Here is a 15,632-nt window from a genome sequence, read left to right as displayed (position 1 = left end):
CATATCGTGATATCATGTCAAGCGCGGCCGAAGTTGCGATCGACGAAAATCATGGCGAACTGCACCGGGTCGGGGGCTGTTCCATTGCCGTCGGCAAAGCGCGCGGTGCCGTCGGTCCAAATTGTGCGGATTTGTTCGGGCAGATCGGGGCCAAACTTCATCTGCTGTTCGACGATCCGTTCCCAGCTTCCGGTCAGGCCAAAACTCTGTTTCAGCTGCGGCACCATCGCCTGACAATAGCTTTCGGTCGCAGCGTCGAGATGGCCGATCGCTTTCAGCACCCAGGCATCGACGAAGCGCAGAAAGGGTTTGTCGGTGTAGCGGTCGCTCATTTGGTCGTCTCCATCGTCCATTCGTCGCGCAGCAAACCGAAAATCAGCGCATCGCGCACCCCGATATGCGTTTCCCATTCGCCGCGCAAATGGCCTTCGCGCTGAAATCCCAGCCGATCGAGCAGCGCGATCGATCCACTGTTCTCCGGATCGGTATCGGCAAAAATGCGCCGCAGCTTCAGTTCGCCAAAGCCGTAGTCGATGACGCGCGCCACCGCTTCGCGCGCAATCCCGCCGCGCCAATGGTCGCGGTGCAGGATATAGCCGATTTCCTTCACATCGGGCTTGCCGTCGATCAGGATCACCCACCCGATCGCGACATCGTCGCCCAAGGTGATCGCCCAGCACGCAAAACCCTGCCCTTCGGCGGCGTTTGATGCGACATAATCCGCGGTCTCGGCAAGCGATTGATGCGGACCGCTCGACCACCAGGTCATCACATCGGGGTCCGACAGCACCGGAAACAGCGCGGCGGCGTCGTCCGCGCGGATCTGGCGCAGCACCAACCGTGGCGTATGCAGCGTCGGCGCGGCCATGGCCCCTATTTGCCTGCCTTTTTCTTGCGCATCGCATCGTGGAAGCGGTCGGCCCAGCCGGGCTTTACCAACTGTTCGGCGCGGACCATCCTGAGGTCACCCGCGGCGACGTCGCGCGACACCGCGCTGCCCGCCGCGACGATCGCGTCGCGGCCGATGGTGACCGGCGCGATCAGCGCGCTGTTCGATCCGATGAACGCGTTTTCGCCGATCACCGTCTGATATTTGAAATAGCCGTCGTAATTGCAGGTGATCGTCCCGGCGCCGATATTAGCCCCCGCGCCCACGGTGACGTCGCCCAGATAGGTCAGATGGTTCGCCTTGGCACCCTGGCCCAGTACCGCCTTTTTGGTTTCGACGAAATTGCCGATCTTGGCCTTCTCGCCCAGCACCGTGCCGGGGCGCAGACGGGCGAACGGTCCCACCTCGCAACCGCTGGCGATCGCCGTGCCTTCGATATGGCAATTGGCGCGGATCGTGACGCCGTCGGCGACGCTCACGCCGGGGCCGAAAAACACGTTGGGTTCGATCGTCACGTCGCGGCCAAGCTGGGTGTCCCACGAGAACCAGACGGTGTCGGGCGCTTTCAACGATGCGCCGCCCGCCATCGCCTCTTCGCGTTTATAGTCCTGCCATATCGCTTCGGCAGCGGCGAGTTCGGCGCGGCTGTTGATCCCGGCCACTTCCTGGGCGCTGGTTTCAACGACGACGACCCGGGCGCCCTCGGCGATCGCGCCGGTGGCAACGTCGGGCAGATAATATTCGCCGGCCGCATTGTCATTGCCGACCGCTTCGAGCAGCCGCCACATATCGGAGGCGGCGGCGACGATGACCCCCGAATTGCACAAATTGACCGCGCGTTCAGCTGGGCTCGCGTCCTTATGTTCAACCATCTTTGACACATTGCCGTCGGCGTCGGCGATAATCCGGCCATAGGCGGCGCTATCGTCGGGCCGGAAACCCAGCACTGCGACCAGCGCGCCGGCGTCGAGCGGCGCACACAGGCGCCGCACGGTATCGGCAGTCAGCATCGGGCAGTCGCCGAAGCAGACAAGGACAAGACCATCGAAACCGGCCAGCGCTGATTTCGCTTGGAGCGCCGCATGCGCGGTGCCGAGCTGGGGATCCTGAACCGCGACCAGCGCGCCGCTCGGCGCTACCGCCGCCTCGACCTGGTCGCGCTTGTCGCCGACGACCACCACCGTTTTGGCCGGGGGCAGCGCGGCAAAGCTCGCCATCAGATGCAGTAGCATCGGTCGTCCCGCGATCGGGTGCAGCACCTTGTGCAGGTCAGATTTCATGCGGGTTCCCTTGCCCGCGGCAAGGATGACGGCGGCAAGCGGAGGGACGGTTGGATTGCTCATGCCCGCCCCATGCCAGCAAATGATTGCGGATTCCAGAGCGGCGCGCCATGCGCCCTCTCAAACCCGTTCGCATCGGGCGCAGTCGAGATGCCTATAGTCCATGGCCGGCTTATGGGTGTCTCGACTTCGCTCGACACGAACGGAAATCAGGAGTTGCCGCATGAGTTTTCCTTTCGCGATCGTCGGCTTCGACCTCGACGGCACGCTGGTCGATACGGCGGGCGACCTGACGGCGGCGGTCAATCACGCCTTGGCTCTCGCCGCTCGCGCGCCGCTGACGGAAGCTGAGGTGCGGCCGATGATCGGGCTGGGCGCGCGGCACATGCTCGAACGGGGGTTCGCCGCGACCGGCAGTATCCCCGGCGGCGATTTCGAGCGGCTTTATCGTGAGTTGTTACGTTTTTACGAAGCGCATATCGCGGTTCACAGCCGCCCTTTTCCGGGGCTGACCGCCGCGCTCGACCGGCTTGATGCGCTGGGCGTGTCAACCGCGGTGGTGACCAACAAACGCGAGGATATGGCGCGCAAACTGCTCGGCGAACTGGGGCTGGCCGAGCGTATGGCGACAATCATCGGCGGCGACACGCTGGGTCCGGGCAACGCCAAGCCCTCCCCCGCACCGATCCATGCGATGGTCGAGCGCTGCGGCGGCGGTCGCGCGGCCTTTGTCGGCGACAGCATCTATGACGTGACGGCGGCCAATAGCGCCGGGGTCACCAGCATTGCGGTCAGCTTCGGCTTTCTCGATCGGCCTGCCACAGAACTGGGCGCCGATCATGTGATCGACAGGTATGACGATCTGGTCCGGCTGCTAGGCCTACTATGACCCTCCCTTGAAGGGGAGGGACTTTATCGGTTCTTTCGCCATTTCGTCCACAGATGCGGGGCCAGCAGCCGCGGCGGCATCCGTAGCCAGTGCGAGCGGATATAGAAGGCTTGCTCCAATAAAGGCTGCGTCACTCGCCCCCAATCGTCACGGGCGAGCAGGCGCCGGAGAAACCAGCGATCGGCCGGATCACGCCCGCCCCAGCCTTCCGGTAGCACCGCACCATAAAGCTCGCGTGACAGGCGCGCGGCGCGCTGCACCGCATCCTGCAACCCGTGCAAGCGCGCGCGCGCATCGACCCGCCGCCAGTATCGGGGATCGACCGCGGCGAAATCGCGCGTCATCAGGTGAAAATCCCACAGGTTGCGCAAGCCACCCTGCAAATCGCCATCGGCCAGCATATGCGCGGCACAGTGGCACGCCATGTCGGCGGGGTTCAGCACCGCAAAGCCGTCTGCGCTGACCACCGCATCGCCGACCAGCGCCAACGCATCGGGGGTAATCCGGTGGGTGCGCGGCAAGATCGTGTGGTGAACGTCGATCATCCGGTCGCGCACCTTGTGGATCAGCGGCGGCAGCTCGTGCATATGCGCGCGGTAATAGAAATCATCATAGGGGTCGGACTTGACCCATTCCCACCCCGCACCCAGCAACGCATTTTCGGCCCGGCGAATGTCGGGCGCCAGCACCAATATGTCGAGGTCACCGATCTGCCGCCCCGCCGCGCACGCCATGCCTGCGGCGGCATAGGCGGCTCCCTTCAGCAGCACAAATTCGATCCCCAGCGGCGCCAGCGCGCGCCGTGTCATCTCGGCCTCCCAAAGCGCCTGACGCTGCGCGACCATGGCGGCGGCGCGCTGATCGGCGAACAGCGCGGCGACGGTCGGCGGCAGGTCGGCGCCCTCCAGCCGGTGCGCCAGCGTCGCCAGCATCGCCTCGCTCCGCGCCACGCCGATCACGCCGTCCCACTCGCGCGGTGCAAGCGTGGCGGCGTCGCGGCGATCGGCGAGCAGATCGACAAAGGCCCGCACCGCACTCACCGCGCCGCCTCAGCCCATAATTGCTCGACCAGCGCGATCCCGGTCGCGCTGTCGGGGTAGGAAATGCCGAGCGCCGGGGTCTCTCGCACCAGCCGGGTCAGCGCCTCAAAACCCGCCTCGCCCAGCGCGACATAGTTGGTCGATGCCTCGGTCAGCCGGACGAACGCTTCACCCTCGCCCATCGGCTCGACCGCCGCCGCGCCCCCGAAACGCGGGAACAACAGCAATGCGGGCCGCGCGGGTTCGTGCATCGCCGCGATCGCATCCGTGCGCGGGATCAGGTGGCGAATGTCGCCCTTTGGCGTGCCTGCCAGCAGCGGTCCCAGCCGCGCCGCATCGACCCGCGCCGCAACTTCCGAAATCGCTTCATTCTTCAGGCTGACCGCGCGCGGGAACGCCAGTGCTTCGCCTGCGCCCGGTTCGATCAGGGTAAATTCATCGCCCATTAGGCGCCAGTCGCCCTCACCCAGCAGCGCCGCGAGGGTCGATTTCCCCGATCCCGACTCCCCCGACATGATCAGCGCCCGGCCATCTTTCGCGACCGCGCTGGCGTGGAGCAGCATATGCCGCCGCCACCCCAGCGCGACCTGCAAATTCATCCCCATCTCGGCGGCAAGCAGCCCCATCGACAGCGGCAGCGGCAGCGCGTCGGGCACGACGAAATCGCCTCCGATATGCACCGACGGGCGCACCAAGCGCCGCCACGGCCGCGCCGCGAAAAGCCGCACGGTGGCATCGGCCGGGCGGGCGTTGTCTTGCGGATAGCCGCAGTACAACTGGTCGAGCGCCGCAATCGGCGCCAGCCAGTCGCTGCCGATCCGAAACTGGACCGGGCCGACCGCAATGCGAATAGTGTGCCTCACGCGCGCGCCACCAGCCCCATCGCCGCGAGTTCGGCGAGCCGCTCGGCCAGGATCGGCAGGACCTCGCCCGCGCCGTCAAAGTCGAAACTTCGGGCCAAGCGCGCCGCGAGCGTCGCCGCGTCGCAGTCGTCCGCACCCATCGCCGCCAGTATCTCGGGCATTGGCGATACAACCAGATGCGTCTGCATCGACCGGCGATCAAAGATGGCGGTCAGCTCGCCCAGAGGCTCGACGCGCAGCGCGCCCGGCGGCGCGGCGCGATAGGCGGGGTCAGGCATAATCTTCGGCGGCAGCGGTCAGCTTGGCCAGGATTGCCATCATCGTCGCGCGCTCGGCGGCAGTTATGTTCGATTCCAGCTGCGCCTCGCTCGCCAGAGCAGCAGGGACAATAGCGTCGTATAGTGACCACCCGGTTATAGTGAGTTCCAGATGGTGCGACCGCCCATCGATCTCATGCGCTTGGCGCGCGATCAATTGCCGCTCGGCCAGCGCCTTGGCGGCGCGATTGACCGTCACCTTGTCCATCCGCGTCGCCTCGACCAGCTCGCGCTGCGTCTTGGGTTTGCCCTCGCCGAGCACCGCCATCAACCGCCACTCGGGAATTTTCAGCCCAAAGCGGTTCTGATATTCCGCCGCAATCCGCTCCGACAGCGCGTTCGATGCGATCGACAGGCGATAGGGCAGGAAATTGTCGAGGTTCAGTGTTTTGGCGACCATGCCACGTTCTTATCGACAATCGCCGCCCTGTGAAGGTCAGAACGACAGCCGCGCGCCGATCCACAAGGTCCGCGGCGTCGCGCGCTCGACGATTCCTGCCGATGAGATGGCAGCGGGCACCAGTTCATCGAACAAATTTTCGCCGCGCGCTTCCAGGCTGATCGCGTCGGCGAGCCGCCAAGTCAGGCCCGCGTCGAGGGTCAGCGCGTCGTGGAGTTGGAGCAGCCCAAGGTCGTCCTCATTCTGTTTGCCGACATAGCGCAGCGTCACAAAGCCGCCCAAAGGGCCGCTGGCATTGCTACCCAGCGAAATGCTGCCGCCATGCTTCGCGATCTGCGCCGGTCGTCGGCCGTCGAGCACCAACGCGCCTTGCGATGCGTCAACCGTGGCGTCGGTGAATGCATAAGTCGCGCGCAAGGTCAGAAAGTCGATCCGTTGCTCGGCGCTGAGCTCGATACCCTTGCTGTCGATCGCATCGAGATTCTGCCGCTGGTTCAGGTTCGGTGCCAAGGACACATTGGCGATGGCGTTAGTCAGATGGTTGGCGAACAAGGTCGCCGACAGCTTCGTGTCGCCGCTGACCCAATCGGCTCCCACTTCGCCGCCCCACAGGCGCTCGGGCTTCAGCATTTCGTTTGCTGTCGTCACCTCGGCCCCGACACGGAAGGGGCGATACAGTTCGTTCAGCGTCGGCAGGCGCCAGCCGCGATAGGCGGCGGCACGAAGCGCAAGGTCGCCCGAGCTCCAACGCACCCCGGCGCGCCCGCTGCCCTCCCACCCTTGCCGCGCAGCAAAGCGTAGGTCGGTGATGACCGGACCGGCGATATTGCGCTCAAGCCGATAGCCTTCCGCCAGCCGCCAGCGATCGATACGGCCGCTGAAGGTCCACAAAAGGCCGTCGCCGGGGTCGCCCGACGTCCATTCGGCAAAGGCGCCGACGGTATCGCTGGCGCCCCCCGCAACGCGGTGCCGACCCGGCGTGACGCCGCTAAAAAAGAAATCCTCCTCAGTGCGGCCGGTGGTGCGGCGCCAGTCGGCGCCGATGCGGAGCGGATTGGCGCGGTCGATTGCCGGGCGCAATTCAAGGCGCGCGCCGATCCCGGTGGCCGGGACACGCTGGAACAGCGCGGGCGCGACGCTGTTCCGTCCTGCCGCAACGCTGGCAAAGCCGCTTTCGAAATCGCGCAGCTGCACATAGGCGAGCGCCAGCCATTGCACCCCGCCATCGGGGCGGTGGACGAAACGGAGGCTGGCATCGAGGCCGTCGATCTTGCTGGCCGAAAAATCGGTTCCACGGTCGCGGCGATCGGCAAATCGGCGCAGGCTGGCTTCAATCCGGCTGTCGGCGCTCGCGTCGAAACGCAGTCGCACCCCAAGGCCGCCTTGCTCATACGGAGCGGCGCGGTCGACATTCCCGCGTTGCCCCTCGACAACCGGAGCAAAGCCGTCGCCTCGGCTGTAGCGGCCATCGACCGCAATCTGCCCGCGACCGACATCGCCGCCGATCGAAGCCGACAGGTCGACGCCGTTTCGGCTGCCATAAGCGGCGCTCGCGTCGGCGCCGTCGGTCATGCGCGAATGCAATCCGATCGTCCCCGCGAGCGCTCCCGGTCCGTCGGCCCCACCACCGCCACCGCGGGTTATGAGGAGGCCGCCGAGATGGATCGCGTCATAAGCCGACCAGGCAACCCAACCGCCGAAGGGATCAGCTTGCGGCACACCGTCGAGGGTCACCAGCGCGCGGCTCGATGCGTTGCCGCCCAGCCCGCGCAAGGTCACGCCCTGGCTTGTCGGATGCGCGCTGCGCCCGTCGCTACGACGGAACTGGACGATGCCCGCCTCATCGCGCAAGCGGTTCTCGATGCGGGCGCCGAGGCCGGGCGCGACATCGACGACGAGCGTTGAGCCTTGGGCGCGATCGCTAGTGGGCGGCTTCAGCAAACCGCTGCCGTTAACGATGATGATCTCGGGTGGCAGTCGCGTCGTCCAGAAACTGCAACAACCCCCATCATTGTCGGGATCGACCTGTTCGGCCTGCACCTCCTGCGCCAGCGCCGCCGCCGGCATCGCCAGCGCCGCAGTCCCCACTAACAGCCGGATCACGCGGGCTTTACCGCATCGGGATGCGCGTTCTGAAAAGCCTCCAGCTCCAAGCACGCGGCATCAATCGCCACCAGACGCGGATAGTCGTCCACCGGCACCTCGAACCGCCGTGCGTTATACATCTGCGGCACCAGGCAGCAGTCGGCGATGCTGGGCGTATTGCCGCCGAGATAGGTTCCGTCGCCCGCCATCGCCTCGAGCGCCTCGAATCCCTGCGCGATCCACGTCGAGATCCAGCGGTCCTTGGTCTGCTCGTTCAGACCCAGATCGCGGGTCAGATATTTTAGCACCCGCAGATTGTTGAGCGGATGGATGTCGCTCGCCACCACCTGCGCCTGCGCCAGCGCGACGGCGCGCGGCATTGCCGTCTCGGGGATCAGCCGCGGCTCGGGGAACGCGCGGTCGAGCCAGTCAATGATCGCCATGCTCTGGATGATCGGTTCGCCGTCGGCGACCAGCATCGGGACAAAGCCCTGCGCGTTGAGTTCGAGATAGGCGTCGCTGCGCTGCTCGCCTGCGATCAGGCTGACCTCGACGCGCTCATAGGTGAGCCCTTTCAGGTTTATCGCGATGCGCACGCGATAGCTGGCCGAGGAGCGGAAATAATCGTGGAGGACGAGGGATGTCATTGGGAGTTCACCATCCATTTCATGAACCGACACCAAGCCCGTTTGTGCTGAGCTTGTCGAAGCACCGTTCTTCCCTTTGACGCCGCAAAGAAAGAACGGCCCTTCGACAAGCTCAGAGCGAACGGAATTGGGAAGCGACCTTTAGAGCGCCTTCTGCCCGCCCGTCGGCATTTCCGCAATCCATTGCCGCAACAACGCCGCGCCTTCCTTATGCACCGTCGATCGCCCGACTTCGGGCATCGCGATGCCGGGGTCAGTGCTTTCGAGGCGATAGATCATGAAGCTATGCGCGGGGTCGCCGGGGGCGATGGCGAAATCCATGCCGCCGCTGCCGCGCCCTGCCGCGGTCGGGCGCTTGCCGATGCCGTAATTCACGCCGGTCGGATCGTCGGTCCAGCGCAGGAAAAGCCCGCTGTTCGACGCACTGCCCGCCGGATTGTGGCAATGGGCGCAATTGACGTCGAGGTAGGCGCGGGCGCGGTCCGCAATGCTGCCCGCCTTGGGATCGTCCCATTGCGGCATCGCGGGCGGCCGCGCGCCTACATAAGAAAAGCGGATCGGCGGCGCCTGCAGCGGCCGTCGCTCGGCGGTGAGGGCGAAATTCTGCACCTTGGGACCGATCGGCGCGATCACGCCATTCTTGCTGTGACATTCCTTGCACTGGTTCTTGTTCGGCACCGCATAGCGGATGCTGTGCGTTTCGCCGTCGGGGCTTTTGAACGTCACCGGTACGCGCCGCCCGCCCAGCGCCAGCGTCGCATCCTTGCCATCGGTGTCCCAGATATAGGGCAGCGCGACCCAGCCTGTGTTGCGGTGGATCAGCAATCGCGTCTCGACCGGCCTGCCGCCATTGTGATCGGGCCAGCCAAAACTTTTGAACAGCACCGTGCCGACCGGAAATTCGATCGTGCCGTCGGCGGCCACGCGCGCGCTGCTGCCATGCGGCACATAGACGTAGCGATCTTTCGCGGCATAATCGCTGAACAACGGCGTGCGCAGCGTGTAGCCGAACGCCGCCGCCGGGCGATAGCCGTCCGCCGCCATGCCAAAACCGAATTCGGACAGTTTTTGTGGGCTCGCCTCGCCCTCGACCAACGCTTGATCGACGGTCGGCGCAGTCATCGTGGACGCGCCGCTGACGCAGCCGAGCGTCGCCGCCAAGACGGCAAAAACCCGTCTCACCGGACCTTGGCCTCCATCACCTCGGGCAGCTTGATCGCCGGGAGCGCCGCGGGCGGCGTCCCCGTCGACAGATCGACCGGCGCGGGCTTCGCCTGATCGCGCGGAGTCGCGACGTCGGGCAGGTTCAGCGACAGCACCCCGACTTGGTCCAGCACCACCGCATCGCCCGCACCATCCCACAGCACCGGCGGAATCGACCCGCCAAACGCCGCGGCGATCTGCGCCCCACCCTCGAACGCCGGGGCGTAGCCCGCCTTGCCATGCATATTGCCGCGCACGACGATGTCGCGGGGTAACGGCTGATATTTGGGATCCTTGTGCTCGTAGCGATAGCCGACGATCATCACATTGGCGGTGCCATTGTCGGCCAACACATTGTCGAAAATCTCGACATGGCGATTCGCCATCACCAGCACCCCGGTGCCGGTCGGCACGCTCGCGACAATATTGCCCTTGGGGGCGAAGTTCGGCGTGCTGTTGTCGTTGACGATATTCTCGAACACCCGGACATTGTGCCCGCCCTGCATTGGCAGGCTGGGCAGGTCGAACACCAATATGCCGCCGGTGTTTTTCGTCGCGATATTATCGTGAACGTCGGCGTTGAAGCTGTTCTCGATCTCGATCCCCGCGACATTTTCGGTCGCGATCGAATCGCGCACGACGATATTCTTGGACTGGCCAACATAAATGCCCGCATCCGACGCGCCGCGCACATAGACGCTGTCGATCAGCACATCGCTGCTCTCAACCGGATAGATGCCGTAAGCACCGTTGGTTTCCTTCGGCCCAGCGGTCCATTCGACGCGCAGCTGGTGATAGACGATGCGGTCGGCGCCCTTCGACTTGATCCCGTCACCCTTGGTGTTGAGCACCGCAAAATTGGTCAGATACACATCGTCGCTGGTGACCAGCAGCCCCTCGCCCGCGCCCTGCTGGCCGGTAAAGTCGAGGACCGATCCGCCCTCGCCCGCCCCGACACCGCGCACCGTGACGCCCGCGACATCGAGCGACAGCCCGTCGACCAGCTTCCATGTCCCCGCGCCCAGTTGCACGATGTCGCCGGGTTCAGCCAGGATCAGCGCCTCTTGCAGCTTTTCATTGGCATCGGGCGTTGTCGCACTGACGCTGATCGTCTTGGCGGCCGCCGGATGGGCGGCGAGGATCGCCAATATGCCCAGCGTCGCCGCGTGAAGGCCATGGAATCGCATAGGTCTCTCCCCTGATTTGCGGGGAACATGCGGCAAGACTTGACGGATGCCAAGCGATGTTGCTGACATGCATGTAGCTAAACCCGGGGAGAGGTCGCTTTGATTACAAGATTTGCTGTGGCGCTGCTCGCCTTGGTCGCGGTGCCGTCGATGGCGGCGGCGCCCGCGCCGATTGCCGGACGCTGGAAAACCGACGATGGCAAGGGTGTCGTCATCATGGCCGCATGCGGCACCAAGATGTGCGGGCGTGTCGAGCGCATTTTGGTCAAACAGCCCGCAGGCGGCCAACTCGACGAACGCAATCCCGACAAGGCGAAACGCTCCCGCCAGATCACCGGCCTGCAAATATACTGGGATCTGGTCCCGCATGGCGACGGGTGGAAGGGCGAAGGTTACAGCCCCGAAGACGGCCGCTATTACAAGGCGCATCTGCGCGTCAAAGGCGGCAAGCTGACGATGAAGGGCTGTGTGAGCCTGTTCTGCCGCACGGTGACGTGGACCAAGATGGGCTGATTATATCCCCCTCCCGCACGCGGGAGGGGCAGCGAGACTTGCGAACTTGTTCGCTAGCCGCGGCGGGGTGGGCAGGCGCAACGGTGCTGGCCCACCCCCAACCCCTCCCGCAAGCGGGAGGGGAGAAGATTAGTCCTCATCCCCCAAAATCCAATCGACCCCTGCCGCGACATGAATTCGCGTCGTGTCGTAAATCGGCAGCACATTGGCGTCGGGATCGACCAGCATCACCAGTTCGGTGCACGCCAGCACGATCGCCTGAATATCCTGCTTGGCGATGTCGGTGATGAAGGTCTTCATCGTGCGCCGCGAATTTTCGCTCGCCTTGCCCTGCATCAGCTCTTCGTAAATGATCCGGTCGATCTCTTCGGCGCGGCTCATGTCATAGGGCGCCAAGGTCAGCCCGTGCCGCACCAGCCGCTGGCGAAACCAGGCCTCGGTCATCACATTGCGCGTGCCGATCACCGCCGCCGCCTTGATCCCGTCCGCCTTCATCTTCTCGCCGGTTTCATCGACGATGTGGATGAGCGGGATCGAGATCGCCGCAGCGACATCTTCTGCCACCTTGTGCATCGAATTGGCGGCGATCATCAGCGCGGTCGCCCCCGCAGCCTCCAGCCGCTGCGCCGATGCGATCAGCACGTCCTTGGCATGCGCCCATTGTTCGGGCGTGGTTAGCCGCGACAGCTCGCAATAGTTCAGGCTTTCGAGCATGATCGGCGCCGAGCAGGCGGTGCCCAGCCGCTTTTGCACGCCCTTGTTGAGGTGCCGGTAATAGAGCTCGGTCGATGCCCAGCTCATGCCGCCGATCAGGCCGATTTTACGCAACATTCAATCCTCTTCAAAATCGTCGCCCCCGCGAAGGCGGGGGCCGCTGGCGACATCAAGCAAGGCCGATAGCGGCCAGTTAAGGGTTGGACATGCCCCCGGCATGTCCAAGGATTGTCCGGTGGACAATCCGACCCTTCACTCCTTCGCGGGGGCGACGTCAAATCCTAGTGGCCGCTGCCGTTCAGCGCCTTCACGATGTCATCGGTCATCTTCTTGGCATCGCCGAGCAGCATCATCGTCTGGTCCATGTAGAAGACGTCGTTGTCGACCCCTGCATAACCGACCCCGCCCATCGACCGCTTGACGAACAACACCGTCTTCGCCTTTTCGACGTCGAGCACCGGCATGCCGTAAATCGGCGACGTCTTGTCGGTCTTCGCCGACGGGTTGGTTACGTCGTTAGCGCCGATGACAAAGGCGACGTCGGCCTGCGCGAACTCGCCGTTGATGTCCTCCAGCTCGAACACCTCGTCATAGGGCACATTGGCTTCGGCGAGCAGGACGTTCATATGCCCGGGCATACGGCCAGCGACCGGGTGGATCGCATATTTGACCGTCACGCCTTCCTTTTTCAGCAGGTCGCCCATTTCGCGCAGCGCGTGCTGCGCCTGCGCTACCGCCATGCCGTAACCGGGCACGATGATGACAGTGTCGGCCTGGCTCATCAGGAACGCGGCATCGTCGGCGCTGCCGGGTTTCCATGGCCGCTGCTCAGTTGATCCGCTGCTGGCGGCCGACGCATCGGCGCCAAAACCGCCCGCAATGACGCTGATGAAGCTGCGATTCATCGCGCGGCACATGATATACGACAGGATGGCGCCCGACGACCCGACGAGCGCGCCGGTGATGATCATCGCGGTGTTGCCCAGCGTGAAGCCCATCGCCGCCGCGGCCCAGCCCGAATAACTGTTGAGCATCGAAACGACGACCGGCATGTCGGCGCCGCCGATCGGAATGATCAGCAGGAAACCGATCAGGAAGCTCAGTCCCGTGACGGTCCAGAACACCCACGGCGACTGATCGACGGTGAAATAGGCAACCAGCCCGATGATCGCGGCAAGCGTCCCCAGGTTGATGATATGGCGCCCCGGCAACATGATCGCCGCGCCCGACATATTGCCGTTGAGTTTGAGGAAGGCGATCACCGATCCCGAGAAGGTGATCGCACCGATCGCGATGCCGAGCCCCATTTCGATGCGGCTGACCGTATAAATCTGCCCGGCGGCGTCAGCGATGCCGAACGCCTGCGGGTTGAGGTAGGCGGCGGCGGCAACCGCGACAGCGGCCAGACCGACGAGGCTGTGGAAGGCGGCGACCAGCTGCGGCATCGCGGTCATCGCGATGCGCCGCGCCATCACGATGCCGATGACGGCGCCGATACCGATGGCAGCCAGAATCTCGATCAGCCCGACAGGATCAACGCCCGTATAGCTGTTGGTGGTATCGCCAAACTTCATCGGCACATGAGTGACCAGGGTGGTGACGACCGCGATCGTCATGCCCACCATTCCGAAACGGTTGCCGCTTTGCGCCGTCGCCGGGCTGGACAGGCCGCGAAGCGAGAGGATGAAGAGCACGCCCGCGACCAGATAGGCCACCGCGGCCCACGGGTTCACCGCAATGCCATGGCTGTCGGCGGCGGCCGAAAGGATCGACTGAATGTCCATCTCAGCGCTCCTTCTTCTTGTACATCGCCAGCATCCGCGCGGTGACCGCAAAGCCGCCGAAAATGTTGATGCTCGCCATCACCACCGCAGCCAGTCCCAGCCATTTCGATGTGGTCGATCCCGCCGCGGCGCTAGCGATCAGCGCCCCGACAATGATCACCGACGAAATGGCGTTGGTGACGCTCATCAGCGGGGTGTGCAGCGCCGGGGTTACCGACCACACGACAAAATAACCGACGAAGCACGCCAGGACGAAAATCGAAAAAATCGCGATAAAATCCACGGGCTCGCTCCCCTGCTGATTCCGTTTCGCGCACCTCTTGCCGCGCGCTTCCCACCCTGTCGACTCCAAAGCGGACAAAAAGAAAGGCCCGCACCTCTCGAAAGCGAGAAATGCGGGCCTTTTGCGACATAAAATGTCGCGTAACCTTGTATGCGGATGTGAATTTACATCTTCGGCACCAGCACCGCGTCGATCACATGGATCACGCCGTTCGACTGGCCGACGTCGGCCTGCGTTACCGTTGCCTTGTTGCCGCTGGCGCTGGTCAGCAGGATCGCGTCGCCATTCTTCGTCGCGGTCAGATCCTGGCCATCGGCGGTTTTCAGCACCGCCTTGCCGCCGCCCGCAGTAATCTGAGCGGCGAGGTCAGCGGCCATCACCTTGCCGGGAACCACATGATATTTCAGCACGCCCGCCAACACCTCTTTCTGCGCCGGGCGCATCCAGCCGTCGCGCGTTACCGGTGCCACCTGCGTAAAGGCGGCATCGGTCGGCGCGAACACCGTGAACGGCCCCGCGCCCGACAGCGTTTCGACCAGACCCGCCTGCTTGACCGCGGCAACCAGCGTCTTGTGGATCGGAGACGCCGACGCGTTCTCGACGATATTTTTCGTCGGCAACATTTCGGCGCCGCCCACCATCGGGTTTGCGCCTGCCGTTTCGACCGGCGCCATTTCGCCTTCGGCCACCGTGGTGGTCTCGGTGGCGGGGGTTTCGGGGCTGCTGTTACAGCCCGCGAGGCCAAGGCCGGCGGCGGCGGCAGCCGACATCAAGAATGCGCGTTTCATAAAATTCTCCTTTGATACCCGCTTTACGAAGCGGGGGTTGCTGCGGCGGCCGGGGCCGCCTCAGCCGGAGCGGCGACGGGTTCTGCCGCCGCAGCAGGCTTGATTTCGGGGATCAACACCCCGTTCAGAATGTGGATCATGCCGTTCGACTGCGCGACATCGGCCTGCGTCACATAACCGCTACTACCCTGCGTGCCGTCAACTTTGATATTGCCCGACACCTCGGTGAAGGTCAGCGGCTGGCCCTCGACCGTGGTCAGCGTCGCCTTGCCGCCGCCCGCCTTGATCTTGGCATAAAGATCGGCCGAGGTGATTGCACCCGGCACGACATGATAGGTCAGCACCTGGGCCAACGCCGGTTTGTTGACCGGATCCATCAGATAAGCGGTCATCGGCTGCGGTACCGCTGCGAACGCCTGATCGGTCGGCGCGAATACCGTGAACGGCCCGGCGCCCGACAGCGTTTCGGTAAGACCTGCGGCGGTCAACGCCTGAACGAGCGTCTTATGCTCAGGCGATTTGGTCGCGTTCTGGACGATGTTCCAGCTATCGACCATCGCGCCCGACGCAGCTTCAGCCTCGGCCACGGTCGCCTCAGCTTCATCGGCGGCGCGGGCGTGGGCCGGGGCGATCATCGTCGCAGCGCTCAGGGCAAACAGGGGAAGAGCAAAAAACTTCGCACGCATTATCTAGTCTCCATCGCGTTGTGGCAGTTACGGTTGCTATCAACCAAAAGACGCACGGCGACGG

The 15,632-nt window shown here is 64.5% G+C and carries 18 protein-coding genes; 2 read left to right on the top strand and 16 right to left on the bottom strand.

Annotated features, from left to right (window positions below):
* Nucleotides 1-17: 17 nt before the first annotated feature.
* Genes J2X44_RS09400 through glmU form a run of 3 tightly spaced genes read right to left on the bottom strand, consistent with a single transcriptional unit; the run spans nt 18 to nt 2,232 of the window.
* Nucleotides 18-332, bottom strand: a complete 315-nt coding sequence (locus J2X44_RS09400; protein WP_310089244.1) for a hypothetical protein — start codon at nt 330-332, stop codon at nt 18-20.
* Complete coding sequence (locus tag J2X44_RS09395) at nt 329-868, bottom strand: GNAT family N-acetyltransferase (protein WP_310089243.1); 540 nt, start codon at nt 866-868, stop codon at nt 329-331. Before J2X44_RS09395 ends, J2X44_RS09400 begins: the two co-directional genes overlap by 4 nt.
* A 5-nt stretch (nt 869-873) precedes the next feature.
* A complete protein-coding gene (gene glmU, locus J2X44_RS09390) occupies nt 874-2,232 on the bottom strand; it encodes a bifunctional UDP-N-acetylglucosamine diphosphorylase/glucosamine-1-phosphate N-acetyltransferase GlmU (RefSeq protein WP_310089241.1) in 1,359 nt (452 codons plus the stop codon).
* A gap of 160 nt (nt 2,233-2,392) precedes the next feature.
* Here glmU and J2X44_RS09385 point away from each other — a divergent pair, with 160 nt between their 5' ends.
* Nucleotides 2,393-3,058, top strand: coding sequence for an HAD-IA family hydrolase (locus J2X44_RS09385; protein ID WP_310089240.1), 666 nt, complete (start codon nt 2,393-2,395; stop codon nt 3,056-3,058).
* 23 nt (nt 3,059-3,081) lie between these two features.
* Here J2X44_RS09385 and J2X44_RS09380 read toward each other — a convergent pair whose 3' ends face one another.
* From J2X44_RS09380 to J2X44_RS09345, 8 genes are all read right to left on the bottom strand, one after another.
* On the bottom strand, nt 3,082-4,098 hold the full coding sequence (locus J2X44_RS09380; protein ID WP_310089239.1) for a nucleotidyltransferase family protein: 1,017 nt from the start codon (nt 4,096-4,098) through the stop codon (nt 3,082-3,084).
* On the bottom strand, nt 4,095-4,961 hold the full coding sequence (locus J2X44_RS09375; protein WP_310089238.1) for an HprK-related kinase A: 867 nt from the start codon (nt 4,959-4,961) through the stop codon (nt 4,095-4,097). The genes J2X44_RS09380 and J2X44_RS09375 overlap by 4 nt, the downstream gene beginning before the upstream one ends.
* Nucleotides 4,958-5,239 carry an HPr-rel-A system PqqD family peptide chaperone gene (locus J2X44_RS09370; RefSeq protein WP_310089237.1) on the bottom strand — a complete coding sequence of 94 codons (282 nt, stop codon included), beginning with the start codon at nt 5,237-5,239 and terminating at the stop codon, nt 4,958-4,960. The genes J2X44_RS09375 and J2X44_RS09370 overlap by 4 nt, the downstream gene beginning before the upstream one ends.
* Nucleotides 5,232-5,678 (bottom strand): MarR family winged helix-turn-helix transcriptional regulator, encoded by a 447-nt coding sequence (locus J2X44_RS09365; RefSeq protein ID WP_310089236.1) that lies wholly within the window; start codon nt 5,676-5,678, stop codon nt 5,232-5,234. The genes J2X44_RS09370 and J2X44_RS09365 overlap by 8 nt, the downstream gene beginning before the upstream one ends.
* A gap of 36 nt (nt 5,679-5,714) precedes the next feature.
* Nucleotides 5,715-7,781 carry a TonB-dependent receptor domain-containing protein gene (locus J2X44_RS09360; RefSeq protein ID WP_310089235.1) on the bottom strand — a complete coding sequence of 689 codons (2,067 nt, stop codon included), beginning with the start codon at nt 7,779-7,781 and terminating at the stop codon, nt 5,715-5,717.
* The gene (maiA, locus tag J2X44_RS09355; RefSeq protein WP_310089234.1) at nt 7,778-8,410 is read right to left on the bottom strand and encodes a maleylacetoacetate isomerase; all 633 of its coding nucleotides are present in this window, start codon (nt 8,408-8,410) and stop codon (nt 7,778-7,780) included. The genes J2X44_RS09360 and maiA overlap by 4 nt, the downstream gene beginning before the upstream one ends.
* A 141-nt stretch (nt 8,411-8,551) precedes the next feature.
* Nucleotides 8,552-9,592 (bottom strand): SO2930 family diheme c-type cytochrome, encoded by a 1,041-nt coding sequence (locus J2X44_RS09350; protein WP_310249257.1) that lies wholly within the window; start codon nt 9,590-9,592, stop codon nt 8,552-8,554.
* Entirely contained in the window at nt 9,589-10,800 is a 1,212-nt protein-coding gene (locus tag J2X44_RS09345; RefSeq protein ID WP_310089232.1) for a parallel beta-helix domain-containing protein, read from the bottom strand. The genes J2X44_RS09350 and J2X44_RS09345 overlap by 4 nt, the downstream gene beginning before the upstream one ends.
* 99 nt (nt 10,801-10,899) lie before the next feature.
* Here J2X44_RS09345 and J2X44_RS09340 point away from each other — a divergent pair, with 99 nt between their 5' ends.
* On the top strand, nt 10,900-11,313 hold the full coding sequence (locus J2X44_RS09340; RefSeq protein ID WP_310089230.1) for a DUF2147 domain-containing protein: 414 nt from the start codon (nt 10,900-10,902) through the stop codon (nt 11,311-11,313).
* A gap of 129 nt (nt 11,314-11,442) precedes the next feature.
* On the opposite strand, the gene J2X44_RS09335 is transcribed toward J2X44_RS09340, so the two are convergent.
* The 5 genes from J2X44_RS09335 to J2X44_RS09315 all read right to left on the bottom strand — a co-directional run bounded on the left by J2X44_RS09335 (nt 11,443) and on the right by J2X44_RS09315 (nt 15,517).
* Nucleotides 11,443-12,141, bottom strand: coding sequence for an amino acid racemase (locus J2X44_RS09335; protein ID WP_310089383.1), 699 nt, complete (start codon nt 12,139-12,141; stop codon nt 11,443-11,445).
* Between the two features lie 167 nt (nt 12,142-12,308).
* Nucleotides 12,309-13,811, bottom strand: coding sequence for an NAD(P)(+) transhydrogenase (Re/Si-specific) subunit beta (locus J2X44_RS09330; protein WP_310089229.1), 1,503 nt, complete (start codon nt 13,809-13,811; stop codon nt 12,309-12,311).
* Nucleotide 13,812: 1 nt separating this feature from the next.
* Nucleotides 13,813-14,094 (bottom strand): NAD(P) transhydrogenase subunit alpha, encoded by a 282-nt coding sequence (locus J2X44_RS09325; protein ID WP_310089228.1) that lies wholly within the window; start codon nt 14,092-14,094, stop codon nt 13,813-13,815.
* A 164-nt stretch (nt 14,095-14,258) separates the two neighbouring features.
* Entirely contained in the window at nt 14,259-14,882 is a 624-nt protein-coding gene (locus tag J2X44_RS09320; protein ID WP_310089227.1) for a fasciclin domain-containing protein, read from the bottom strand.
* Between the two features lie 23 nt (nt 14,883-14,905).
* Nucleotides 14,906-15,517: a fasciclin domain-containing protein gene (locus tag J2X44_RS09315; RefSeq protein ID WP_310089226.1), complete on the bottom strand. Its 612-nt coding sequence runs from the start codon at nt 15,515-15,517 to the stop codon at nt 14,906-14,908.
* Nucleotides 15,518-15,632 lie beyond the last annotated feature (115 nt).

The organism is Sphingopyxis sp. BE259, assembly GCF_031457495.1.
Taxonomy (GTDB): Bacteria; Pseudomonadota; Alphaproteobacteria; order Sphingomonadales; family Sphingomonadaceae; genus Sphingopyxis.
Note: the sequence above shows the minus strand (reverse complement) of the source record. Positions and strands in the feature narration are given on the sequence as shown.

What these genes read in the sequence shown, in the direction of transcription:
- J2X44_RS09400 (WP_310089244.1), bottom strand. Translation starts at nt 332, where the DNA reads ATGAGCGACCGCTACACCGACAAACCCTTTCTGCGCTTCGTCGATGCC.
- J2X44_RS09395 (WP_310089243.1), bottom strand. Translation starts at nt 868, where the DNA reads ATGGCCGCGCCGACGCTGCATACGCCACGGTTGGTGCTGCGCCAGATC.
- glmU (WP_310089241.1), bottom strand. Translation starts at nt 2,232, where the DNA reads ATGAGCAATCCAACCGTCCCTCCGCTTGCCGCCGTCATCCTTGCCGCG.
- J2X44_RS09385 (WP_310089240.1), top strand. Translation starts at nt 2,393, where the DNA reads ATGAGTTTTCCTTTCGCGATCGTCGGCTTCGACCTCGACGGCACGCTG.
- J2X44_RS09370 (WP_310089237.1), bottom strand. Translation starts at nt 5,239, where the DNA reads ATGCCTGACCCCGCCTATCGCGCCGCGCCGCCGGGCGCGCTGCGCGTC.
- J2X44_RS09365 (WP_310089236.1), bottom strand. Translation starts at nt 5,678, where the DNA reads ATGGTCGCCAAAACACTGAACCTCGACAATTTCCTGCCCTATCGCCTG.
- maiA (WP_310089234.1), bottom strand. Translation starts at nt 8,410, where the DNA reads ATGACATCCCTCGTCCTCCACGATTATTTCCGCTCCTCGGCCAGCTAT.
- J2X44_RS09345 (WP_310089232.1), bottom strand. Translation starts at nt 10,800, where the DNA reads ATGCGATTCCATGGCCTTCACGCGGCGACGCTGGGCATATTGGCGATC.
- J2X44_RS09330 (WP_310089229.1), bottom strand. Translation starts at nt 13,811, where the DNA reads ATGGACATTCAGTCGATCCTTTCGGCCGCCGCCGACAGCCATGGCATT.
- J2X44_RS09320 (WP_310089227.1), bottom strand. Translation starts at nt 14,882, where the DNA reads ATGAAACGCGCATTCTTGATGTCGGCTGCCGCCGCCGCCGGCCTTGGC.
- J2X44_RS09315 (WP_310089226.1), bottom strand. Translation starts at nt 15,517, where the DNA reads ATGATCGCCCCGGCCCACGCCCGCGCCGCCGATGAAGCTGAGGCGACC.